Source organism: Streptomyces toyocaensis, assembly GCF_000725125.1.
Taxonomy (GTDB): Bacteria; Actinomycetota; Actinomycetes; order Streptomycetales; family Streptomycetaceae; genus Streptomyces; species Streptomyces toyocaensis.
This window is the reverse complement of sequence record NZ_JFCB01000002.1, coordinates 45,691-68,430: the sequence shown is the minus strand read 5'-3', so window position 1 is coordinate 68,430 and position 22,740 is coordinate 45,691. Positions and strand designations below refer to the sequence as shown.

The window sequence follows — 22,740 nt, the reverse complement described above, 5'->3', positions numbered from 1 at the left end:
TTATTCCCGGCCTTCACATCCGGGACGACGCAGGGGACGCCCGGCGCCCACCTCCTCGCCCGTCCGCCCGTCCGCCCGGCACGCGCCGCACCCCGTGTGCATGCGGCGCTCGCGCCGGCGCTCCACGCACGCTCCCGGCGCACGCCGGAACGCAGTCGACTGGTCACGGCCCTTCTCGGAGGTCACGCGCAGGGACGGCGGCTCCCCTGCGCGCACGGCCACCGGCCCCGACCCTCCCGCCCTCGGCCGGCGGCCAGAGGGCCGGACCCTCCGCGCGCCGCTCGAAGCGGGCTCAGATCTGCCAGGAGCGCAGCCGGTCGGCCGCGGCGTAGACATCGGCCTCGCCGGAGATCAGATCGCGCGCGAGGTCGACCAGGGCGCCGTAGGGCGGGTCGATACCGGCCCCGCTGACGAACATGTAGGCCACGGCCGTGGCGCAGGCGAAGCGTGCGTTGGCCGAGGGCAGCGGCCGGAGGACGGCCAGGGTGTGCAGCAGGGCGGCCGCCCGCCAGGCCGCGTCGGAGTTCACACCCAGCCGGGGCGGGTCGACGCGGTGCCGGGCGACGGCCGCGACGAGGGCGGAGAAGTCGGTGACGGTGGGCTGGTCCGGAAGGACCTCCTCGTGCCGCTGGAGCAGCCAGGGCACGTCGATGTGCAGCTCGGGTGCCATCGGTCAGGCGGCCCGCCCCGCGCCCTTGGCGGGAGATTCGTCGTCCGGGAAGGCGGCGGCGAACTCGTCCTTGTGGGAGGCGAAGAACCGGCGGAAGGCCTCCGCGCCCTCCTGCAGGGCACGGTGGCGGGCTATGTCCGCCGCGGCCGCCTCCCGCACGAGCGCCTTCATGGACGTACCCCGCTCCTTGGCGATCTGCCGCAGGTCCTCGAGCTCGCGGTCGCTGAACTCCACGTTGAGAGCTGGCATGGGTTCACGGTACCGCGCGGGTACTGACCCGTAAATATGCCCAGCTCAAGCGGTAGACGAAGGGGTACCCACAGACACACGGCAGGACCGTCCCGCCGAGACGCGGGTCACCTGCGGAACCGGTGGGGCAGGGGCCGGCGGCCGAGTGGCCGCCGGCCCGCGGGGAGGAGCGGCCTCAGCCCTGATCGGCCACGAAGGAGGCCATCCGGGTCAGCGCCGCGTTCCAGTTGATGGTGTGCTCGTTGGTCGACCAGGACTGGATGTCGTCGATGAAGCAGAACTGACCGACACAGCCCTGGAGTTTGGACTGCGCGAAGGGGTCCTGGATGCTGGAGTTGGGTCCGCCGGAGAGCGTGCCGGCGGGCGGGTTCGGCAGGTTCGGGTCGAGCTGGCGGGCGTACCAGCGGCTGTGCTGGTTGTGCGCGTTGACCTCGCCGTATCCGGTGACGTACGAGATGTTCAGGGCGTTGCGGCCCAGGATGTAGTCCATGCTCTGCAGCGCGCCGTCCCGGTACTTGGAGGCCCCGGTGAGGTCGTAGGCCGTGGCGAGGACCACCGCGTTGTTGAGGACCTGGTGGCTGGAGCCCCAGTCGTAGACGTTGCCGGCCGGCGCGTACGGCATGCCGTACGGGTGGGCCTTCAGCGTGGCCAGGTAGCCGTCGGCGCCCTTGACGACGGAGCGGCGGACCTTGTCCCGGCCGGGCAGCCGGTTCGGCACGGTCGCGAGGTCCAGCCGGCCGGCCGCGGCGGTGCGTGCCCAGTCGAAGCCGAGGGGGCCGAAGATGTCGGCGGTGTGCACCGGGGAGCTCAGCACGTACTCCTCGAACTGCCTTTCCCCCGTGGTGATGTAGAGCTCGGCGGCCGCCCAGTAGAACTCGTCGGCCACGGTGTCGTCGGGGTAGGCGCCGCCACCGACCCCGTCGTCCGGGTCGGCGAGGAGGTCCGGGTGGGCGAGGGCCGCCGCCCAGGCCTTGCGGGCCGCCGCCAGGGCCGTGGCCGCGAACTGCTTGTCGTAGGAGCGGTAGAGCCGTGCCGCTTGTGCGGCCGTGGCCGCGAGGTTCAGGGTGGCGGCGGTGGTCGGCGGGTGCAGTTCCCGCTTCTGCGGGTCGTCGCCGGGCAGCAGGGGCAGTCCGGTCCACTGCTCGTCGTGGATCTTGTGGTGGGCCATTCCGGCCAGCGGCTCACCGTCGGGGACCTGCATCTTCAGCAGGAACTCCAGCTCCCAGCGGGCCTCGTCGAGGATGTCCGGGATCTTGTTGCCGCTCTCCGGGATGTCCAGCGTCCCGTCGCCCAGCCTGTCCGCCTCGCCGGTGCGGGCGTGCCGGGCGCGCTCGTAGGTGCTGAGCACCTCCCAGGTGCTGATGCCGCCGTTGACGACGTACTTGCCGTGGTCGCCGGCGTCGTACCAGCCGCCGGTGACGTCGAGGGTGTAGTCACAGACTCCGGGCTGACACGGCACCCCGCCGTCCCCCTGGTTGGGGGCCACGTCCACGTGTCCGGCCGGGCGGCCGTAGCCGGGACGCAGGTCGTCGCGGATCGCGGTGCCACTGCGCTGGGTGTAGTAGTACTTCGCCGAGTCCAGCCGCAGCCGCTCGTAGGCCGTCGCGTCGATGTCGAAGGGCCGGCTGGTCTCACCGTCTACGACCAGGGTGTAGCCGGTCCCCCGCACCCGGTGGGCGCCGAAGTCGACGGAGTGGACGTTCTGGCCGGAGGAGCCGTCGGTGCCGCGCGGCACGGTCCAGCCCCGCCGCACCACACGGCCCCCTTCGTCCTTCAGCCGCCAGGGCAGCCGCTCGGTGGCGTCGGTGACCAGGGTGGCGTTCTTGGGCCCCGCGGGCAGGTAGGCGACCTGGTTGACCCGGATGCGGGGTCCGGTGTCCGGTTCGTACGGCTCGGGGGCGACCCCTCCCAGGAGGGACACGTCGTCCACGCAGAACCGCCAGGGGTCCGCGCTGCCGCCGAGCTGGAAGCCGACCTGTCCCCGTGCGGTGTCGACGGGCGAGGTGAAGGTGTACGAGTAGGTGTCGCCCGAGACGCTGAGCTGCGGGGACACCTCGTAGTAGGTGTCGTACGGCTCCACCTGCAGGCCGACGACCGCGCGCACGACGTGGCCCGCGGGCGCGCCGGTCGCGCTGAACGAGAAGCGGTAGGACTCCCCCTTGACCAGGGTGATGTCGTTCTGGCCGACGGCCGCGTCCCAGCGGTTGGTGGTGCCGCCGGGGACGTCGGCGCACAGGCGTCCCTCGGACGGCTCCGCGGTGACGCCGGCGGAGGCCCACCAGGGGTCGGTGCCGTTGTCGAAGGTTCCGTTGCGGACCTGCTCGACCTCGTCGGCGCCGGCCGGGGCGGGCAGCGCGGTGAGGGCGGTCGCCAGCAGGCCGGTCAGGGACAGCAGTGCGGTGCGGCGTCTGTTCACGTATGGGCTCCTCTGGGGAGGCGGGGGCCGGGTGATGGGAGCGCTCCCATCACCGTACGCGGACCATGGTTGTGGCAGGTGTGACGGTCCGTCAACGGTTGGGACGGGACTGGTGACGGTCCGCCCGGTGCGCACCCGGGCGGAGTCCTCGCGTTCGCGGCGCGCCCCGACGCACTAGGCTGGGACCCTGGCGATGCACCGGTTCACGGTGAGTGTGCGCGATGGAGTGGCGATGAGGCCGGAGGACCCGTTCGACGATGCCGTGACGGCCCGGGCCGTCATCGCCTCCGACGGCACGCTCGTGCGGTGGAACGAGGGTGCGCGCCTGCTGCTGGGCTATCCGGCCGAGGAGGTCGTCGGCCGTCCGGCCGCCGGCCTGCTGGCCGATTCGGCGGTCCCGCCCCGGCTGCCGGCCACCCGCTGGAGCGGCACCCTGGTGCTGCGGCGCCGCGACGGCGACACGGTCACCGTGTGGATGCTCGCCCATCACAGAAAGCCGTCGGGCAACGGCCCCGGCGAGTGGCTCGCCGTCACCCCGCTGGAGACCTCGGACCACGAACTGCCCGACGATCCGCTGGTCAGGGCGGCGGTGTTCCAGTCCCCCTGCGCGGCGATGGTCTTCGACGAAGGGCTGCGACTGCACGGGGTCAACGACGCCATGGCGTTCCTCCTCGGGCTGCCGGCCGCCCATCTGCGCGGGCTCAGGCCCACCGACGTCGGCAGCCGTCCGCAGCACGCCGAACTCGAGCGGCACCTGAGCCAGGTGCTGCGCACCGGCCGGCCGTACGAGATGCAGACCTACATGAAGGCGACCGGCGAGGACCGTGCGCACGCCTGGCTGGCGCGGCTCGCGCCGCTCACCGACCGGACCCGTCGCGTGCGGGGCGTGTGCGTGACGGTGCACGACTTCACCGAGCAGTACCGGGGGCGGGAGCGGCTGCAACTGGTCAACGAGGCCAGCATGCGCGTCGGCACCACCCTGGACGTCGCCCGGACGGCGCAGGAGCTGGCGGAGGTCTGCGTCCCCGCGCTGGCCGACTTCGTCAGCGTGGACCTGCTGGAGCCCGACGAGCCCGGGGGTGAGCCCGTCCACCCGCTGACCGCGCCGGTCTCGCTGCGCCGGGTCGCCCACCAGTCCCGCACGCCGGGCAACCCCGAGGCGACCACCGAAGTGGGCGAGGTGGTCGTCTACCCGGCCGCCGCGCCCCATGCCGACTCACTGATCGCGGGTCACAGCATCATGGCCTCGGTGTCCTCCGGCGAACTCGACCCGTGGCTCGCCGTGGACGACGTGCGGGCCCGGGAGATCCTGCAGCACGGCGTGCACGCGATCCTGTCCGTCCCGCTCCAGGCCCGCGGGACCACGCTCGGCGTCGCCGCCTTCACCCGCTTCAGCCACCCCGAGGCGTTCACCCACGACGACGTGCTGCTGGCCGAGGAGGTCACCGCGCGTGCCGCCGTCTGCATCGACAACGCGCGCCGCTACTCCCGCGAGCGCGAGACCACCCTCGCCCTCCAGCGCAGCCTGCTCCCCCGCACCCTGCCGCGCACGCCCGCCGTGGAGGCGGCCACCCGCTATCTGCCGGCCGCGCGCACCGGTGTGGGCGGCGACTGGTTCGACGTCATCCCGCTGTCCGGGATGCGGGTGGCCATGGTGGTCGGGGACGTGGTGGGACACGGCATCCAGGCGTCCGCGACCATGGGCCGGCTGCGCACCGCGGTACGCACCCTCGCCGACATCGACCTGGCCCCGGACGAACTCCTCACCCACCTGGACGACCTGGTCCACCACCTGTCGCAGGAGTCGGGCGGCGACCCCGGGCACGGGGAGGTCGGCGCGACCTGCCTGTACGCGGTGTACGACCCGGTGTCGCGGCGCTGCACCCTGGCCCGGGCGGGGCATCCCGCGCCGGTCATGATCCCGCCGGGCGGTGCGGCCCGGCACCTGGAGCTGCCGTCCGGCCCGCCGCTGGGCGTGGGCGGGCTTCCGTTCGAGTCGGCCGAGCTGGAGCTGCCCGACGAAGCGGTGCTGGCGTTCTACACCGACGGGCTGGTGGAGTCGCGCGGGCGGGACCCCGAGGCCGGTCACGCCTTGCTGCGCGAGGCGCTGTCCCACGCCACCGGCCCGCTCGACGAGACCTGCGACCGCGTCCTGCAGACCGTGCTCTCGCCGGGCGGCGCGACCGACGACGTGGCCCTGCTGCTGGCCCGTACCCATGGGCTGCCGGCGGCGCAGGTCGCCACCTGGGACATTCCCTCCGACCCGGCGCTGGTGGCCCCCATCCGCAAGCAGGTCCTCGACCAGCTGGGCACCTGGGCGCTGACCGAGGCCTCGTTCACCGCGGAACTGGTGGTGAGCGAGCTGGTCACCAACGCCATCCGGTACGGCGCCCCGCCCATCCGGCTGCGGCTGATCCACGACGCCTCGACGCTGATCTGCGAGGTGTCCGACACCAGCCACACCGCCCCGCACCTGCGCCGGGCCAAGACGTGGGACGAGGGCGGGCGCGGCCTGCTGCTGGTCGCCCAGCTCACCCAGCGCTGGGGCAGCAGGCACACGGCCGAGGGCAAGACCATCTGGTCGGAACTGACCCTGGCGGACGAGATGTGACACCGGGACATGAGGCGGGTGCCCCATGACGGACGGGTCGCGGCGGGTGGCCGTCGGGGGGGCGGGTGCGCACGCCGTGTTCGCCGCGCCGGTCTCCTGCGCCACCGGGAGCGGATCCCGAGGAGCCCCCGACCGGCCCTCGGCGTCCGCCGTCCCCACGTCCGGGGAACTCCCCGGGGAGCGCGGTCGCGAGCGGATCCGCCGCTTCACCCGGCCCCGGGACCCGGACGGCGACCGGCCGCACCGGCCGTCCCGCAACCAGGTGCCGCACCGCCGACCTGAGCGCCACGGCCGGCCGCCTGGACCCGGGAGCGGGACAGCGCAACGTCCCCGTCGTGCTGACGAACGTCTCCTCGCGCACCCGCACCCTCCGCGGGTATCCGGGCGCCGCCTTCGCGGACGCGGCCGGCGAGCGGCTGGGCCGGGACCCGGAGCGCGCGCCCGGTGACGCGGCGACCGTGACGCCGGCATCCGGCGACAGCGTCCGGGCGGGCATGCGGTACGCGAGCCCCGGGGTCAGCGGCGCACGCGCGGCGACCCCGGCGGCGCTCCTCGTCACTCCACCGGATGAACGGGACCCGTTCGAGGGTGCCGTGGCGGGCCGGCGCGGTCCCGGTGTCCGGCAACACCTCCTCGGTGTGCCTCACGGTGCTGCGGCCCGGCAGCGGTCCCTGACCCCCTCGCTCAGTGGTGGACGCCCGCCGCGCGGTCCAGGCGGGCGCGTCAGTCCCGCCGCAGCAGGTCCAGCGCCCGCTCCCAGCCGAAGTCCGGCCGCCCGCCGTCCGGTTCGGCCCCGCCCGCGTACGGATCACCGAAGCGCACGCCCATGCCGCGCAGCCGGGTGAGACTGTCCCGGTAGGCGGGATGGGCGGCCAGCGCGCCGGCCACGCAGGGCAGGACGGCGATCGGTACGCCGAGACCGGCGGCTTCGCACAGGGTGCCGAGGGCGAGCGTGTCCGCGATTCCGGCGGCCCACTTGTTGACGGTGTTGAAGGTGGCGGGTGCGACCACCACGGCGTCCGGGGCGGGGAACGGACTCGGCTCGCCCGGGGTGCGCCAGGCGGACCTGATCGGCCGGCCGGTCAGCGTCTCGACGGCGGCGGTGTCGAAGAAGCCGTTCATGGCGGCCGGTGTCGCGACGACCCCGACCTCCCAGTCGCGCTCCTGCGCGCAGGTGATCAGCTTGCTGACGTCCGCGGCGACACCCGCGGCGCAGACCACGACATGGAGGAAGGGCTTCCGGGCCATCCGCACACCCTAGTCACTTCCCGGAAAACCGCATGCCCGTCCCCGGAGGGGAACCACAGGATCCTGCCATGAGGACCCGTCCACTCCCGCTGCTGTCGGCCCGTGGGAGGGACCGACACCGCCGCTCCGGTGACGGCGGCGCTTCTCGTGGGGCTGCTCGCCGGCTACGGCATCGCCGTCCCCGTGGGTGCCGTCGGCGCGTACCTCGTCTCCCTCACCGCCCGTACCTCCCTGCGCACCGGGGTCTGCGCGGCCCTGGGCGTCGCCACGGCCGACGGGATGTACGCCCTCGCCGCCACGCCGGGCGGCTCGGCCCTCGCGGCGGTCCCGCAGCCGGCGCTCGGACCGGCCCCGGCTCTGCGTGCTGGTGCTGCCGGCAGGGGGCGGCGCCCTGCTCGGCCGGGCCCCGACCGGCCGCCGGGGCCGTCCGGTGACCGCGCTGGTGGCGAGCGGGGTGATGACGGCGCTCGCGCTGCGGATGGCGGATGGCGGCTGACGCCCGGGCCCGGTCCGGATGAATCCCGCGTGCGGTGGTGTTCTCCGGATGATCGACTCAGCCGCAGTACGCCAGAACGATGGGACGGATGCCATGCCTCTCCAGGGCGAGTACGAACCCAGTCCGACGAATTGGGTGCGCGAACAGGTGGAGCTGTACGAGAGCTCCGGCGGCACGCGGGGAACGACGATGCAGGGGATGCCCGTCATCCTGCTGACCAGCCGGGGCGCGAAGAGCGGCAAGCTGCGCAAGACGCCGGTGATGCGGGTCGAGCACGAGGGGCGCTACGCGGCCGTGGCCTCGCTGGGCGGCGCGCCCAAGCACCCGGTCTGGTACCACAACCTCAAGGCCGACCCGCACGTCGAGGTCCAGGACGGGCCCGGGAAATGGGACATGACGGCCCGTGAGGTCACCGGGGAGGAGAAGGCCGAGTGGTGGAAGCGCGCCGTCGCGGCCTATCCGCCGTACGCCGACTACCAGAAGAAGACGGACCGTGAGATCCCCGTCTTCGTGCTGGAACGGCACGAGCGGGACTGACGGGTGCGGGCCCGGCGGGCGGAACCGGGATTCTCCGTCCCGGTGCGCATGAAGCGCCGGCTGCCGGGCATCCGTGCCTCAGGCCCCGTCGCGTTCCCCCGTCGCGGCGGGGCTTTCCCATGCCTCGCACGCCTCCGGGGCGCCCCGCTCGGTGACGTCGAGGAAGATCTGGTCCGCCTCGGGGAAGGTGTGGGCGATGGACCGCTTGATGCGCACGGCGACCTCCTCCACCCGCTCGCTGTCCAGTCCCGGCATCAGGTCGACGCGCGCGGCCACCAGCATGGTGTCCAGGCCGGTCTTCATGGTGAGGAGAGCCTCCACGCTGTCGATCTCGGGCTGTGCCCGCAGCAGTTCCCTGATGCGCCCGCTCGCCTCCGGGTCGGCGGCCTCGCCGATCAGCTGGTCACGGGCCTCACGCCCGAGCCGGTAGGCGACGTAGACCAGCAGCACCCCGATGGCCAGCGACGCGGACGCCTCCCACACCACCTGCCCGGTGATCATGTGCAGCGCCATGCCGGCCATGGCCAGGGTGACGCCGACCACCGCGGTGCCGTCCTCGGCGATCACCGTGCGCAGCGCGGGGTCGTGGAGTCCGCCGCCCTGCCTGCGCACCTGGTACACGGCCCGCAGCAGCGAGCCGCCCTCGGCGAGCAGGGCGACACCGAGCACGATCAGTCCGGCGACATAGCCGCCCAGATGCTCCTCGCTCCCGTTCCTGAGCGCCCCGACGCCCTGGTAGAACGAGAAGCAGCCGCCCATGACGAAGATTCCGACGGCGGCGAGCAGCGACCAGAAGAACCGCTCCTTGCCGTACCCGAACGGGTGACGGCGGTCGGCCGGGCGCCGGCTGCGCCGCAGAGCGGCCAGCAGGAACACCTCGTTCGTGCTGTCGGCGACCGAGTGCGCCGCTTCCGACAGCAGCGCCGGGGACGACGCGGCGAGGCCTCCGACCGCCTTGGCGAGGGCGATCACCAGATTGGCTGCGAGCGCCACCAGCACGGTGATCCGGGTTCTGCGATCCGATCGAGTACTCACCCTCGGCCGGTTGCCCCGGTCGGCCCAGCGCACACCGTGCCGTCGGCCGAAAACGGGGAACGCGGTCACAGGGACATCCCGACGGCGACAAGGAGAACACCATGGGCCGCGACGACGGGGGCGGCGGCAACAGTTCCTACGGCAGGAAGGCGTTCAGCAGGTCGAAGGCCCACTTCGCGGACCGGATCACCGCGGACGGCAGGGACGGCTGGCCGGTGGAGGCCGGGCGCTACCGGCTCGTGGTGAGCCGGGCCTGCCCGTGGGCGAGCCGGGCCCTGGTGTCCCGGCGGCTGCTCGGCCTGGAGGACGCGCTGTCCCTGGCCGTCACGGATCCGCTCCAGGACGACCGGAGCTGGCGCTTCACCCTGGATCCGGACGGCCGTGACCCGGTCCTCGGCATCCGGTACCTGAGCGAGGCGTACGACCGGCGCGGGACGGGCTACCCCGGTGGGGTGAGCGTGCCGGCGATCGTGGACACGGCCGACGGGAGACTGGTCACCAACGACTACCAGCAGATCACCCTCGATCTCGCCACCGAGTGGACCGCGCTGCACCGCGAGGGGGCACCCGACCTGTATCCGAAGGCGCTGCGCGACGAGATCGACGCGGTGATGGACGACGTCTTCCGGGACGTCAACAACGGTGTCTACCGGGCGGGTTTCGCGACCGGACAGAAGGAGTACGAGGAGGCGTGCACGGCCCTGTTCCGGCGCCTGGAGCTGCTGGCCGAGCGGCTGGAGCGGCAGCGGTACCTGGTCGGCGACACCATCACCGAGGCGGACATCAGGCTGTTCACCACCCTGGTGCGGTTCGACGCGGTGTACCACGGCCACTTCAAGTGCAACCGGTGGAAACTGACGGAGAACCGGGTGCTGTGGGCATACGTCCGTGACCTGTACCGGACGCCCGGCTTCGGAGACACCGTGGACTTCGACCACATCAAGCGGCACTACTACCAGGTGCACACCGGCATCAACCCGTCCGGCATCGTGCCGCTCGGTCCCGACCTGTCCGGCTGGACGGCGCCGCACCACCGCGAGGAACTGGGCGGCAGGCCGTTCGGGGACGGCACCCCGCCGGGGCCGGTGCGGGACGGCGAACGGATCCCGGCACGGGGCCACCCCTGACCTCCCCGGCCGCCCTGCCCCAAGAACCATCGACCGACGAAACGACAGAGCCGACCTAGGAGATCCACGTGGCGAAGAAGAGCAAGAAGCTGCCCCTCGCGTACAAGCCCATCGGTTTCGCGCTGGGCTGGACGAGCGGCACCGTGGCCGGGATGGCCTTCCAGAAGACCTGGAAGATCGTCCGGCACGAGGACGACGCGCCGGACGCACTCGACCGGGACCGCAAGTGGGGCGAGATCCTGCTGGCCGCGGCAATCCAGGGCGCCATCTTCGCGGTGGTGCGCAGTGCCGTGGACCGTGCGGGCGCCAAGGCGATCGAACGCTCCACGGGCACCTGGCCGGTCCCGGACAAGGGCGGCCGCGACTGACAGCCGGTCAGCCCTGCTTGGGCGCCGTCGGGGTGCCCCGGCGGACGGTGAAGGAATGGCCCGCCGGGTCGGCGTAACCGCGCTCCTCGGCGGGCCCCGCGGGGTCGCCCGTGTCCAGCGGGCGGCCCCCGAGGCTGACGATCCGGCGTTCCACCTCGTCGAGGTCGTCCACCACGAACTCCAGGTGCGCCTGGAGCGAGTTCTCCGGGCGGGGCCAGCTGGGCGCGGTGGCGTTGACGTCGCGGCGCAGGGCCAGGCGGAAGCCGTCGGCGGCCCGGATCTCCACCCGGTTGGCGTTGGCGTCGGCCTCCTCGGCGGCCAGCAACTCCTTGTAGAACTCGGCGAGTTTCTCGGGCTCGGCGCAGTCCAGCACCACCACACCCGTCGTCACCAGTGTCATGTCTCCTCCGCGAGGTCCGGCGCGGGGCGCCTCCGCCCCGCCCTGTAGGTGACACCTGTCCCCGCTCGCCGGTTTCAGTCGGTCCGGCGGCGCCGAAGGGGCGCCGAAGAGACGGGAAAAGAAACTTGGTCGCCATGCGGAGACATATGTCAATCGAACATGCTCAAATTCATTCGTTCGAAGGTAACTTGCAGGGCGGGGGACGGTGTGGGGCCCGCTCCCCTCCCCCGCTGCACGGAGCAGGCTGGAGGCGATGGCGTCGTGCGGTACGAACCTGCGCCGCTGACCCGGCATCTGCGCGTCCGTCGGGACCGGGGACACACGGTGCTGGAGTTCCGCGGTGAGATCGACATCGCCGCGGCCGAGGAGATCGTCCCGCATCTGGACAGGGCGACCGCCGAACCGGACACGCGGGTCGTGATCGACCTGACCCGTGTCGAGTTCTTCGACTGCTCGGGGCTGCGCCTGCTCTACCGGGCCCTGCACCGGACCACGGAAGGGCCCGGCAGCCTGCGTCTCGTCTGCACCCACGCCCTGACGCTGCGGATGCTCCGCGTCACCGGCCTGTCCCGGCTGCTGCCCCCGTGGCCGACCCTGGACGCGGCCCTGGAACAGCCCGAGTCCGCCCCCGGCACTTTCTGAGCCGCCGATGCCCGCCGGCGGCCCGGTGACCGGATCACCCACCGTGCGCCCCCGATGTGCTTCCGCTGCGGTCTCCCGTTCGTCAACTCCCCTGTCTGCTCTTGGAACTGGGGGGCATCAGGACGGGAGGAAGGAGGGCCGTCGCCATGACGAATCCCGTGAAGGGACCGACCGGCCGCGTACCCGGGTGGGTGAAGGTGGTCGGCTCGGTGGTGCTGCTGCTGGCCGTGCTGTTCGCCGGGCTCCGGCTGAGCGTGCTGCCCGGGCTGAAGGACCTGTTCGGAACGGAGACCCGGGACCGCTCCGGACCCGCACTCCTGGAGTCCATCCAGGACATCAGCCGCTACGAGGCCGCCTCGGGCAATTTCCAGGTCGTGGTGGACCTGGAGAAGGACGCGAAGTTCCTGCCCGACGCGGTTCGCGGCAGCCGCACCCTGTACGTCGGCGCCGGCACCGTGGACGCCTATGTCGACCTCGGCGCGCTGGACGGGGACGACGTACGGGTCGACGACGACCGTACCTCCGCCACACTGCGGCTGCCCCACGCCCGCCTGGGCACCCCGGCGCTGGACCCGGAGCGGTCCTACGCCGTCTCCAAGCAACGCGGGCTGCTCGACCGGCTGGGCGACCTCTTCTCCGACAACCCCCACAGTGAACAGGCCGTGCAGAAGCTCGCGGTGCGGCACATCGGCGACGCGGCGAAGGAGAGCGGTCTCACCGGGCGGGCCGAGTCCAACACCACCGAGATGCTCGAAAACCTGCTGCGCTCACTGGGGTTCAAGGAGGTGCGGGTCACCTATGGCGACTGACCTCCCTCTCCACGGGTAAGCGCCCTGTCCCACACGGAAGTTGACAGCTGGAGGAAACACGATGGACCGCGCCGCCCCACGTCCGCTCCCTCTGCCCCTGCGGCTCCTGGTGCTGCTGTGCGCCATCGTCTTCATGGTCGTCTTCGCGGTGGTCCTGGCCCGGCTCACCCTGCAGCCCTCCCCCGCCTCGGAGGCGCTGACCCACACGAACCTGCGTCCGGGGCGCTCCCTGCGGGCCTATCTCGACCAGCCCGGGCTGCGCGACGCCGTGCGCCAGATCGGCGGCAACATCCTGCTCGGCGTGCCGTTCGGCGTGCTCGCGCCGGTCGTCGCGCCGCGCACCCGCGGATTCCTGCGGGTGCTCGTGCTGACGGCCGTCGTGATGCTGCTGGTGGAGTCCGCCCAGGGCGCCCTGGTGACCGGACGCGCCTTCGACATCGACGACGTCATCCTGAACACGGGCGGGGCGCTGATCGGGTATCTGCTCCTCGGCCGGCGCCTCAGCCGGGCGGTGCACGCTCGGAAGCCGAAGGCCTGACGGCCGCCGGCGCCGTGGGGTGAGCGCCGCCACCGGCCACCGGTCCCGTGCGTCCGTGGGCAGCCGGGCTCCCCCCGGGCCACCTGTCCGCGCGGGGAAGCCGGGAGACGAAGAGAGCGCCTGCCTAGGGCCGCTCCTCCTGCCTCTGGCGGGCGCGGGGAGCCTGGCGCAGGGTCCAGGTGAACTTGTCCCCGCCCACCCAGCGGACCACGTCCGGATCGTCCAGGTCGTGAACCGTGATCCCGAACGCGGCGGCGGCGTGCAGCACGTCGGTGACGCTCCTCGCCTCGCCGACCACCTGTCCGTCGATCTCCACGATGCGGAACGGCGGAGTCCCGGGCTGTACCCCGAGCACCATGATCCGCGGGTGCGACATGTACGGGCTCGCGCTTTCGGTCATGCCTCGAGGGTAGAGCGCAAACGGTGCGGACGCGGCGTCCGGGCGCACCGGCGCTCAGGGCCTGCGCCAGTCGTCGCCGGTCAGGTGCGACCCGGCCTGCGGGCCCATGCGGAGCATCCCGCCGTCCACGCTCCAGGAGGCACCGGTGACGTACGAGGCGTCGGGCCCGGCGAGGAAGGCGATGACCGCGGCCACCTCACGCGCGTCTCCCGGCCGTCCGAGAGGGACACCGGGACGGCGCTCGGTGTGCGGGTCGGTGTCCTCCTGACCGGTCATGGGGGTGGCGATCTCGCCCGGGGCGACCGCGTTGACGGTGATGCCGTGCTCGGCGAGCTCCAGCGCCATGACCTGGGTGAGAAGCCCGAGACCGCCCTTGGCGGCGCAGTACGGCGCCGCCCCCACCCGGGGCTGGTGCTCGTGCACGGACGTCACGTTGACGATGCGGCCCCCGTCGCCCTGCCGGATCATGTGGCGCGCCGCCTTCTGCCCGCACAGGAACGGGCCGATCAGATCCACGTCGAGCACCTCGCGCACCGTGGACAGGTCCAGGTCGAGGAAGGGCGTCATCGTGCCCGTACCGGCGTTGTTGACCAGCACGTCGACCCGGCCCAGGCGACCGCACAGTTCGTCGACGGTGTCCGCCGCCCCGGGCAGCCGGGTGAGGTCCATGGGCGCGACCTCGGCCCGCCGTCCGTGCGCCCGGACCTCCTCGGCGGTCTCCTCCGCACCCTCGCGGTCACTGTGCCAGGTGATACCCACGTCCATGCCCGCGGCGGCCAGGCGCACGGCGGTGGCCCGGCCGATGCCGGAGTCGGCGCCGGTGATCACGGCGGCCCTGGTGCTCGGGGCGGTGGGGTGTGACATGCGGGCCTCCTGGTCGGCGGTGCGGGTGCGCCGCATCGCAGTACCCCCGCCCGCACGGAACCAACCCCCGCTTCCGCCGTGCGGCCGTACGCGCCCTGGGGAACCCTGGAGCCAGGAGGTGGCGATGGACCCCGTCGAGGCGTTGGACAGGATCGCCTTTCTGCTGGAGCGGTCCCTGGCACCGACGTACCGCGTCCGTGCCTTCCGCACCGCGGCGCGGACGCTGTCGGAGCTCGGCGCGGACGAGGTGCGCGAGCGGGCGGCGGCGGGAACGCTCGAGGGCCTCAGGGGGGTCGGGCCGAAGACCGCGCAGGTGGCGCGGGAGGCGCTGGCCGGGGACGTCCCCGGCTATCTGCGGAAGCTGGAGGACGAGGCCGCCGGGGAACCCGCCGACCGGGAGGGGCGGGAGATGCGAGCGCTGCTGCGTGGGGACTGCCATCTGCACTCCGACTGGTCGGACGGCGGCAGTCCGATCGAGGAGATGGGCCGCACCGCCGCGGCTCTCGGGCACGCATGGGCCGCCCTCACGGACCACTCGCCGCGGCTGACCGTGGCGCGCGGGCTGTCGGCGGACCGGCTGCGCGAGCAACTGGATGTGATCGCGGAGCTCAACGACAGCTGGGCGCCGTTCCGGCTGCTGACCGGCATCGAGTGCGACATCCTCGAGGACGGCTCGCTCGACCAGGAGCCGGAGCTCCTGGAGCGGCTGGACGTCGTGGTGGTGTCCGTGCACTCCAAGCTGCGCATGGACGCCCGGTCGATGACCCGGCGCATGGTGGCCGCGGTGCGCGACCCGCACTCCGACGTCCTCGGGCACTGCACCGGGCGGCTGCTGACCGGACGCGGCCGGCCGGAGTCGCAGTTCGACGCCGACGAGGTGTTCGCGGCATGCGCGGAGACCGGCACCGCCCTGGAGATCAACAGCAGGCCCGAGCGGCTCGACCCGCCGCGCCGGCTGCTGCGGCGGGCGGTGGAGGCCGGCGTCCTCTTCTCGATCGACACCGACGCGCACGCGCCGGGCCAGCTGGACTGGCAGATCCTCGGGTGCGCACGGGCGGAGGAGTGCGGGGTGCCGCACGAGCGGGTGGTCACCACCTGGTCCCTGGACGAGCTGCTGGCGTGGTCGCGGGAGCGGAAGGTGCCCTCCGGAGTGACGGGCGGCTGAGGTGGTACTCGTGCCGGTCAGCGAGGAAGGAAGGGACCGCACATGGAACGGGCGGCCGTGTTCGACGTCGACGGCACTCTGGTCGACACCAACCATCTGCACGTGACGGCCTGGTGGGAGGCCTTCCGGCAGGCGGGTCACCGGGTGCCGATGCACGCCGTCCACCGGGCGGTGGGCCTGCCCTCCTCCGGCCTGGTCGCGCATCTGCTGGGCGAGGACCGGGACACCGGCCGCGACGAGGAGCTGAGTGCCGCGCACAAGGCGCTGTACGGGCAGTACTTCGACCGGCTGCCGGCGCTGCCGGACGCCGGCCGGCTGCTGAAGCGGCTGCACCGGGACGGCTGGACGGTGGTGCTGGCGACCTCGGCGGGCGGTGCCGAACTGAGCGCGCTGCTCCGGGCGATCGACGCCGACGAGGCGATCACCGCCACGGCGAGCGCCGACGACGTGGAGGAGGGCAAGCCCTCGGCCGAGCCCGTCGAGCACGCCCTCGAGCTTGCCGGGGTGCCGGCCGAGCGGGCCGTCTTCGTCGGTGACACGGTGTGGGACATGCGGGCGGGCAGCCGCGCCGGTGTGCGTTGCGTGGGTGTGCTGTGCGGAGGCATCCCTCGCACCGACCTGGTGGAGGCGGGCGCGGAAGCGGTCTTCGCCGACCCGGCGGACCTCCTGGCGTCCCTGCCGGAGAGTCCCCTGGCATGAGGCCCCGGCCCCGCGGGAAACCCGCGGGGCATGGCAGACGTGCGGGAAGAGACAGGGCAGGGTGACGCCACCGGGCCGACGGCACCGGTGGCGCGGGTACGCAACGCCGTACGGTGGGACGCGCGGTCCGTGGGGCGGGCGGCGCTGGCCGCGTGGCGGGGGCCCGGCCGGGAGCGGGATCTGTTCGTCCAGTCGTTGAAGGCCGCCGCGGCGGCCGTTCTGGCGTGGCTGCTGGCACAGGTCTGGCTCGGCGACCCCATGGCCCTCATGGCGCCGTGGGTGGCACTGGTCCTGGTGCAGGCCACCGTGTACAGCTCGCTGGTCCAGGGGACACGGCAGTTCGCCGCGATCTGCGTGGGCGCCCTGGTGGCGTCGGGGGCGCAGGCGGTCACCGACGACACCACGGGTGCCCTCGCCCTGTCCCTGCCGGTGCTGATGCTGCTGTCGAACTGGCCGCGCTTCGGCGACCAGGGCGTCTACGCCGCCACCACGGCGGTGTTCACCATCGCCACGGGGACGGTGAGCGCGACCGCCGTCGGGCACCGGCTGGGACAGGCCGCGCTCGGCGCGGTCATCGGCGTCGCCGTCAACGCGCTGGTCCTGCCCCCGATCCATCTGCGGGACGTACGGGAGAACCTGGCCGCCCTCGCCCGGGAGACGGGTGACGTGCTGCACATCGTGGCCCGGGACCTGTACGACGGAGAGTGGGACGGGAAGACGGCCGTCGGCTGGGTCGGGGCCTCCGCGCGGCTCCAGGACCGTCTGGAGGCGCTGCGCTCGGCGCGCGGCTGGAGCAGGGAGAGCCTGCGGCTGACCTCGGGGCCCCTGCGCGCCCTGCACCGGGTGCCGGCCAAGGCCCTGCCGCCCGAGGAGGAGGACGAGCGGTTCGGCCGCGTCACCGGCCACGTCACGGCGCTGACCCGCACGCTGGCGGTGGCCGCGGACGAGGAGCGGACGCCCGCCGCGCCGGACGCCGCGGTGCTGCGCCGTTACGCGCGGTTGCTGGAGCTGATCGGTGACAGCTGCAGGGCCGAGGCCGACCGGCTGGTGCACGGCGGCGCGCAGGCGGACCCCCTGCTGGACGAGCGGACGGAGTCGGCGATGCGGGAGCTGCACGAGAGGCTGCAGGAAGGACTGCGGGAGGAGGCGGGTCAGGGACCGGCCCGGACGGCCGTCCTCGGTGCGCTGCTCCTTCAGGCGGAGAATCTCTGGGCCGATCTCGACGGGGGGAAGCCGGCCCGGTGACGCACCTCACCGCCGTGGGCGGCCGGACGCGGAACACCCGGAGGTCGTTGCCCGTTGAACCGATCGCGGCTGCGGACGGGACAGTGTCCCCGGGCCTCACCATTCGCCCACAGGGACGATCGTCCGGCTGAAGCCCTGTGGAGCCTTTCGCCGAGAGGCGACCGCCGTCCGCGCCCGCCCCCGGTCCGCCCCGACCGTGATTCCCCCGTCGCGGTCGGGGCTTTCCCTTCCCCTGAGGGGTACTCGGCCGCTCCGCGGAGCGTACGGGCCGAGAGGAGCCGAAGGTGAGCAGTGCAACGGGCATGAGGGTCGTCGTCACGGGCGCCACCGGCAACGTGGGGACCAGCCTGGTGCGGGTCCTCTCGAAGGAGCCGGAGGTCGGGTCCGTACGGGGCCTGGCCCGGCGGGTCCCCGAGTGGTCGCCGCCGAAGACCCAGTGGGCCGCGGTGGACGTGGCCTCGGACCGGTTCGATCTCGCCGAGGAGTTCGCCGGCGCCGACGCGGTGGTCCATCTGGCCTGGGCGTTCCAGCCCACGCACGATCCGGCGACCACGTGGCGCACGAACGTGCTCGGCAGCATGCGGGTGTTCGACGCGGCGGCCGAGGCGGGGGTGCCGGCGCTGGTGCACGCCTCGTCGGTCGGGGCGTACTCGCCGGGACCGAAGGACCGCGCGGTGGACGAGTCGTGGCCGACGCACGGCTGGCCGGACGCCGCGTACTGCCGGGAGAAGGCCTACCTGGAGCGGGCCCTGGACACGTTCGAGCGGGATCACCCGGAGACCCGGGTGGTGCGGATGCGGCCCGCGTTCCTCTTGAAGCGGGAGTCGGCGAGCGAGCAGCGCCGCATCTTCGGCGGGCGCTTCCTGCCGGGACCGCTGGCGCGGCCCGAGCTGCTGCCCTTCCTCCCCGACATCCCGGGACTGCGGGTGCAGGCCCTGCACACCGACGACGCGGCCCACGCCTACCGGCTGGCCGTGCTCTCCGCCGAGGCGCGGGGCGCCTTCAACCTCGCCGCCGAGCCGCCGGTCGACGCGGACCTGCTCGGGGAGATGCTGGGGACCCGCCGGATACGGCTGCCGCGCACCGCGGCCCGCTCGGCGGTCGCCGCCGCCTGGGGACTGCGGCTGCTGCCGGCCTCACCGCATCTGTTCGACGCCGTGCTGCGGCTGCCGCTGATGGACTGCACGCGTGCGCGGGTGGAGCTCGGCTGGCGGCCGGTGCGTACCGCGACGCAGGTGCTGGAGGAGTTCCTGCTGGGGATGCAGCAGGGCGCCGGAGAGGAAACCGAGCCGATGCGGGGCCGCAAGGTGGGGTGATGCCGCGTTTCGCGGGCCCGCGCGGAGGTACCCGCGAGGGCCCGCGCACGGATGAAAGGAGAGGGCTTGTGACCGACCACCGTCTCGAAGGCCCCGGTGAGAACGGCGCCGGTGTCCCCCGAGACCTGCCCGACCAGCAGGCCGGCCCCGGTGAGGACCCCTGGGAGGTGGCGCCCGCCGCAGCGGAACGGGAGAGCGAGAAGAAGGCCGACGAACCGGAGCGGCCGGAGTCCGGCGGGTCCGGGTCCGACGTCCCGGACACGGACGAGGCCGGCACGGGCCGGCAGGGCGCCCCGCACTCGGCGTCCGGGAATCCGGAACAACCCGTCCCGGACGAGCCCTCCGCCTAGCGGGCCTGTCCGGCGGATCATGCCGGAGACGCGAGCGCCGGCACGCCTGGGCCTCGGAGCACCGCCGGTTTCCTCCGACTCGATCCGCCGGACAGACCCCGGGGTGGCGTCCGGCACATGAGCGCGGGAGAAGGGCGGTGCCTGGTGCGTGCGATCACGCAGCCGGGGGCACCTTCTCCGGGGCAGTGTGTGCCGGACGCCCCGGGCCGGCCGGAATCAGCGCGGGGTGCGGTCGCGGAGCGCGGTGCGCCAGGCGGGCGGCGGGGTTTCGGGGGCCGGGTCGGGGCGGCGGCCGCCGCGGGCGAAGAAGTCGGCGAGCGGCAGGATCGCGGCGCCGACCGTGACCGCGTCGGGGCCGAGACGGCCCAGTTCGATCGTCACCTTCCCGGCCGGGTGGCGCAGCGCGTACGACAGGGCGTGCCGGCGTACGGCGGGGAGGAAGCGGGAGCCGAGCTGGAGGCCTGCCCAGCCGCCCATCAGGATGCGCTCCGGCTGGAAGAGGTTGATCAGGTCGGACAGGCCCGCGCCCAGATACTCGGCGGTCTCCTCCAGCACGGCGAGCGCGACGGGATCGGGCGCGGAGCCGTCGGCCGGGTGGGCGGCGGCGAGCATCGCCGTCAGCGCCGTCTCCTCGTCCGTGCCCTCCGGCACCCGGCCGCCCTCCTCGTGCCACCGGGCCAGCAGCGACTCCGCGCCCGCGTACGCCTCCAGGCAGCCGAGCGCACCGCAGCGGCAGCGGCGCCCCCGGACCCGTACGGTCAGGTGACCCCATTCCACCGCCCGGCCGTGTTCCGCCTCGGGGGTGACCAGGCAGGCGCCGACACCGGAGCCGAAGAGGACCACCAGGGCGTTGCGGGCGCCGCGTCCGGCGCCGAACCACATCTCGGCCTGGCCGAGGGTCTTGGCTCCGTTGTCGATGACGTACGGCACGGTGCCGGGCAGCGGCGAGCCGGTGCGGAGCAGGGACTCCAGCGGTACCGCGTCCCAGCCGATGGTCTGCCCGTGCACGACGGCGCCGCGGTCGGGGGTGTGCTCGACGATGCCGGGGACGCCGATGCCGACGCCGAGGAGCCGTTCGGGGGCGAGACCCGTCGCGGCGAGCACCTCGACGACGCCCGAGCGGATGTGGTCGACGATGACCTCGACGTCGTAGCGCTGCTGCTCCAGCGGGCGCTCCGCGCGGGCGAGCTCGGTGAGGGTCAGGTCGAACAGTTCGACGCGGACGCGGGTCTCCCCCACGTCGACGCCGATCATGTGGCCGCTGGCCGGGGCGACCCGCAGCAGGGTGCGCGGACGGCCACCGTCGGAGTCGACGCTGCCGGCCTCCTCCACGAGACCCTCGGCGACCAGGTCGGCGACGACGTTGCTCACGGATCCGGAGCTGAGGCCGGTCGCGGGGCCGAGCTCGAAGCGGCTCAGCGGGCCGTCGAAGTACAGCCGTTGCAGCACCGCCGAGCGGTTGGCCCGCCTCAGATCGCGTACCGTGCGCCCGTTCCGCCCCGCCATGTGGCTCCTTCCGAGACCCCTGCCCGACCTGCAACATACCGCCGGGAAGCGGCTCGGGGCGGCTTTCCCGCGGGACCCGGCCGGGCGGTGCGCCGGGGAAATTCACTGGCCCCCGGATCGCCCGGTCCTTACCCTGACGCAGAAACCTAGACCCCCTAGGTTTTGGTACCGCATGCACGGAACTCGCGCAGAACACGCAGGAGACGATCCCATGAGAGCGCTCACCGAGCAGGACATCCGCACGTCGTTCATCAACTGCTCCAAGGGTGAGGCCAAGCGACTGGCCGTGCCCCGGGACCTGGACGAACGCCCGTGGGAGGACCTCGACTTCCTGGGCTGGCGGGATCCGGGCGCACCCGATCGCAGCTATCTCGTCACCGAGCGCCAGGACCGTCTCGTCGGGGTGGCCATGCGGTTCCAGCCCGCTCGGCGCGGGTTCCTGCACCGCAGCATGTGCTCCCTGTGCCTGACGACCCATCCGCGCGGCGGGGTCTCGCTGATGACCGCGCGCAAGGCGGGTACGGCCGGCCGTGAGGGCAACTCGGTCGGCGCCTACATGTGCACCGACCTCGCCTGTTCGCTCTATCTGCGCGGCATCAGGCTCCCGGAGACGGGGGCCCGCTTCGAGGAGAGCCTCACCCTGGAGCAACAGATCGACCGCACGCGGGGCAATCTGTTCGCCTTCCTCGACAAGCTGTAGGCCGGCCCGCTCGTTCGCCCGGGTGTCTGCCGTCACTCCTGAGCACGTTCGATGCGTCCGGGAAGGGGGAACCGTCCGAGGATGCAAGGGGTACGTGAGATGACCGCGCCGGCCGTTCGCTTCGTCAAGCGGCGCCGGGACCCGGTGACCGTGCAGACGGTGCGTTCGGCGGCCGCCGCGACGGTGGCCTACGTCATCGCGCTGCGGCTGAGCCCGGAGGCCGCCCCGCTCACCGCGCCGCTGACCGCGCTCCTCGTCGTCCAGGTCACCCTGTACTCGACGCTGACCACGGGGATGCGCCGGGTGAACGCCGTGGTGTCCGGGGTCGTGGTGGCGATCCTCTTCAGTCTGCTGGTGGGTCTGACCTGGTGGAGCCTGGGTTTGCTCCTCCTGGCGTCGCTGATCACCGGCCATCTGGTACGGGTGGACGAGTTCGTCCCCGAGGTGGCGATCAGCGCGATGCTGGTGCTGGGGGTGACCACCCACGGGGACACCGCCTGGGCCCGGATCGTGGAGACGCTGATCGGAGCGGTCGTCGGGATGGGCTTCAACCTCCTGCTGGCCCCGCCCGTATGGGTGGAGGAGGCCGGCGAGTCGATCGAGGAGCTGGCCCGGCGGGTACGGCAGCTCATGCTGCGGATCGGCGAGGAGGCCGCGGGGCGGCCTCCCGCGGCGCGCGCGGCCGCCCGGCTGCACGAGGCCCGTCGTCTGGACCACGACATCTCCGAGGTGGACGCCGACCTCAGGCAGGCGGAGGACAGCCTGCGGCTCAATCCGCGGGTGCGTGAGGGCCTGCTGCACCGGATCGTCCTGCGCACGGGCCTGGACACGCTGGAGATCTGCACCGTGGTCCTGCGGGTGCTGGCCCGCACCCTGACCGACCTGACCAAGCAACGCGAGCCCGAGCGGCTGTTCGAACCTGAGACGGGAGCCGTCTTCGAGCAGTTGCTGTCCGAGGTCGCGGACGCCGTGGTCAGTTTCGCGGTCCTGGTGACCACGAGCGTGAGCGCGGACGCGGAATCGGCGGAGGAACGGCTCGCCTCCGAGCTGCGGCAGGCGTCGGCCACCCGCGACAAGCTGGCCCGGCTGCTCTTCGAGGAGGCCCGGCGTGACGCGAGCCAGTGGCAGTTGCTGGGGGCCGTGCTGACGGAGGTCAACCGCATGCTCGACGAGATGGACACCGAGCACCGCACGCGCCGGCTGTTCGAGGAACTGGACCGTCACTCCCAGGAGCAGCGCGAGCGGCTGCCCCGGCTCACCCGGATGCGGGAGCGGCTGGCCCGGTAGGAACGGGTCGGCCGGAACCGCGGTGGTGACTCCCGCCGCTCCACGTGAAGGCGGGTGGCGGA

General features: G+C 73.1%; 23 protein-coding genes and 2 pseudogenes. 16 read left to right on the top strand and 9 right to left on the bottom strand.

Translation table 11 applies throughout. The annotated features are described in order from the left end of the window. Positions 1–292: 292 nt before the first annotated feature. The 3 genes from BU52_RS04175 to BU52_RS04165 all read right to left on the bottom strand — a co-directional run bounded on the left by BU52_RS04175 (position 293) and on the right by BU52_RS04165 (position 3,335). On the bottom strand, positions 293–670 hold the full coding sequence (locus BU52_RS04175) for a toxin Doc (protein ID WP_037928251.1): 378 nt from the start codon (positions 668–670) through the stop codon (positions 293–295). Between the two features lie 3 nt (positions 671–673). After that, entirely contained in the window at positions 674–919 is a 246-nt protein-coding gene (locus BU52_RS04170; protein ID WP_037928250.1) for a hypothetical protein, read from the bottom strand. 175 nt (positions 920–1,094) lie between these two features. Further along, positions 1,095–3,335, bottom strand: a complete 2,241-nt coding sequence (locus tag BU52_RS04165; RefSeq protein ID WP_037928248.1) for a glycoside hydrolase family 9 protein — start codon at positions 3,333–3,335, stop codon at positions 1,095–1,097. Between the two features lie 232 nt (positions 3,336–3,567). On the opposite strand from BU52_RS04165, the gene BU52_RS04160 reads away from it, so the two are divergent. Further along, complete coding sequence (locus BU52_RS04160) at positions 3,568–5,946, top strand: SpoIIE family protein phosphatase (protein WP_037928246.1); 2,379 nt, start codon at positions 3,568–3,570, stop codon at positions 5,944–5,946. Between the two features lie 65 nt (positions 5,947–6,011). Continuing rightward, positions 6,012–6,497, top strand: a pseudogene (locus tag BU52_RS33220) (DUF4232 domain-containing protein); the annotation flags it as partial. A gap of 172 nt (positions 6,498–6,669) precedes the next feature. Here the strand turns inward: BU52_RS33220 and BU52_RS04155 are convergent. After that, the gene (locus BU52_RS04155) at positions 6,670–7,194 is read right to left on the bottom strand and encodes a flavoprotein (protein ID WP_051857895.1); all 525 of its coding nucleotides are present in this window, start codon (positions 7,192–7,194) and stop codon (positions 6,670–6,672) included. A gap of 129 nt (positions 7,195–7,323) precedes the next feature. Here BU52_RS04155 and BU52_RS33000 point away from each other — a divergent pair. Together BU52_RS33000 and BU52_RS04145 are read left to right on the top strand one after the other, a co-directional pair. After that, a pseudogene (locus BU52_RS33000) lies at positions 7,324–7,690 on the top strand (hypothetical protein). Positions 7,691–7,783: 93 nt separating this feature from the next. Beyond that, the gene (locus BU52_RS04145) at positions 7,784–8,227 is read left to right on the top strand and encodes a nitroreductase family deazaflavin-dependent oxidoreductase (RefSeq protein WP_037928239.1); all 444 of its coding nucleotides are present in this window, start codon (positions 7,784–7,786) and stop codon (positions 8,225–8,227) included. A gap of 78 nt (positions 8,228–8,305) precedes the next feature. On the opposite strand, the gene BU52_RS04140 is transcribed toward BU52_RS04145, so the two are convergent. Then, positions 8,306–9,262: a cation diffusion facilitator family transporter gene (locus tag BU52_RS04140; protein ID WP_107061084.1), complete on the bottom strand. Its 957-nt coding sequence runs from the start codon at positions 9,260–9,262 to the stop codon at positions 8,306–8,308. 101 nt (positions 9,263–9,363) lie between these two features. Between BU52_RS04140 and BU52_RS04135 the strand changes: the two genes are divergently transcribed. Both BU52_RS04135 and BU52_RS04130 read left to right on the top strand, forming a co-directional pair. Beyond that, positions 9,364–10,389, top strand: a complete 1,026-nt coding sequence (locus BU52_RS04135) for a glutathione S-transferase family protein (protein WP_037928235.1) — start codon at positions 9,364–9,366, stop codon at positions 10,387–10,389. Positions 10,390–10,457: 68 nt separating this feature from the next. Beyond that, a complete protein-coding gene (locus BU52_RS04130; protein WP_037928234.1) occupies positions 10,458–10,757 on the top strand; it encodes a DUF4235 domain-containing protein in 300 nt (99 codons plus the stop codon). Positions 10,758–10,764: 7 nt separating this feature from the next. Here BU52_RS04130 and BU52_RS04125 read toward each other — a convergent pair whose 3' ends face one another. Beyond that, entirely contained in the window at positions 10,765–11,157 is a 393-nt protein-coding gene (locus BU52_RS04125; RefSeq protein ID WP_037928232.1) for a VOC family protein, read from the bottom strand. 261 nt (positions 11,158–11,418) lie between these two features. On the opposite strand from BU52_RS04125, the gene BU52_RS04120 reads away from it, so the two are divergent. From BU52_RS04120 to BU52_RS04110, 3 genes are all read left to right on the top strand, one after another. Next, a complete protein-coding gene (locus BU52_RS04120) occupies positions 11,419–11,799 on the top strand; it encodes an anti-sigma factor antagonist (protein ID WP_037928230.1) in 381 nt (126 codons plus the stop codon). A 146-nt stretch (positions 11,800–11,945) separates the two neighbouring features. Beyond that, on the top strand, positions 11,946–12,608 hold the full coding sequence (locus tag BU52_RS04115) for a DUF4230 domain-containing protein (protein ID WP_037928228.1): 663 nt from the start codon (positions 11,946–11,948) through the stop codon (positions 12,606–12,608). 61 nt (positions 12,609–12,669) lie between these two features. After that, positions 12,670–13,146: a VanZ family protein gene (locus tag BU52_RS04110; RefSeq protein ID WP_037928226.1), complete on the top strand. Its 477-nt coding sequence runs from the start codon at positions 12,670–12,672 to the stop codon at positions 13,144–13,146. Positions 13,147–13,270: 124 nt separating this feature from the next. On the opposite strand, the gene BU52_RS04105 is transcribed toward BU52_RS04110, so the two are convergent. Together BU52_RS04105 and BU52_RS04100 are read right to left on the bottom strand one after the other, a co-directional pair. Continuing rightward, on the bottom strand, positions 13,271–13,546 hold the full coding sequence (locus BU52_RS04105; protein ID WP_037928223.1) for a hypothetical protein: 276 nt from the start codon (positions 13,544–13,546) through the stop codon (positions 13,271–13,273). 54 nt (positions 13,547–13,600) lie between these two features. Beyond that, complete coding sequence (locus BU52_RS04100; protein WP_051857933.1) at positions 13,601–14,410, bottom strand: SDR family oxidoreductase; 810 nt, start codon at positions 14,408–14,410, stop codon at positions 13,601–13,603. 124 nt (positions 14,411–14,534) lie between these two features. Between BU52_RS04100 and BU52_RS04095 the strand changes: the two genes are divergently transcribed. The 5 genes from BU52_RS04095 (at position 14,535) to BU52_RS04075 (ending at position 19,185) form a co-directional block, all read left to right on the top strand. After that, complete coding sequence (locus BU52_RS04095; RefSeq protein ID WP_037928220.1) at positions 14,535–15,575, top strand: PHP domain-containing protein; 1,041 nt, start codon at positions 14,535–14,537, stop codon at positions 15,573–15,575. 42 nt (positions 15,576–15,617) lie between these two features. Beyond that, positions 15,618–16,274 (top strand): HAD family hydrolase, encoded by a 657-nt coding sequence (locus BU52_RS04090; RefSeq protein WP_037928217.1) that lies wholly within the window; start codon positions 15,618–15,620, stop codon positions 16,272–16,274. Between the two features lie 30 nt (positions 16,275–16,304). After that, positions 16,305–17,519: an FUSC family protein gene (locus BU52_RS04085; RefSeq protein WP_078903108.1), complete on the top strand. Its 1,215-nt coding sequence runs from the start codon at positions 16,305–16,307 to the stop codon at positions 17,517–17,519. Positions 17,520–17,803: 284 nt separating this feature from the next. After that, positions 17,804–18,835 (top strand): SDR family oxidoreductase, encoded by a 1,032-nt coding sequence (locus BU52_RS04080; protein WP_037928215.1) that lies wholly within the window; start codon positions 17,804–17,806, stop codon positions 18,833–18,835. Positions 18,836–18,903: 68 nt separating this feature from the next. After that, positions 18,904–19,185, top strand: a complete 282-nt coding sequence (locus tag BU52_RS04075) for a hypothetical protein (protein ID WP_037928212.1) — start codon at positions 18,904–18,906, stop codon at positions 19,183–19,185. A 216-nt stretch (positions 19,186–19,401) separates the two neighbouring features. Here the strand turns inward: BU52_RS04075 and BU52_RS04070 are convergent, their stop codons facing one another. Beyond that, entirely contained in the window at positions 19,402–20,691 is a 1,290-nt protein-coding gene (locus BU52_RS04070) for an ROK family transcriptional regulator (RefSeq protein WP_037928209.1), read from the bottom strand. Positions 20,692–20,902: 211 nt separating this feature from the next. On the opposite strand from BU52_RS04070, the gene BU52_RS04065 reads away from it, so the two are divergent. Together BU52_RS04065 and BU52_RS04060 are read left to right on the top strand one after the other, a co-directional pair. Beyond that, a complete protein-coding gene (locus tag BU52_RS04065) occupies positions 20,903–21,391 on the top strand; it encodes an FBP domain-containing protein (protein ID WP_037928205.1) in 489 nt (162 codons plus the stop codon). Between the two features lie 81 nt (positions 21,392–21,472). Further along, complete coding sequence (locus tag BU52_RS04060) at positions 21,473–22,678, top strand: FUSC family protein (RefSeq protein ID WP_037928202.1); 1,206 nt, start codon at positions 21,473–21,475, stop codon at positions 22,676–22,678. Positions 22,679–22,740 lie beyond the last annotated feature (62 nt).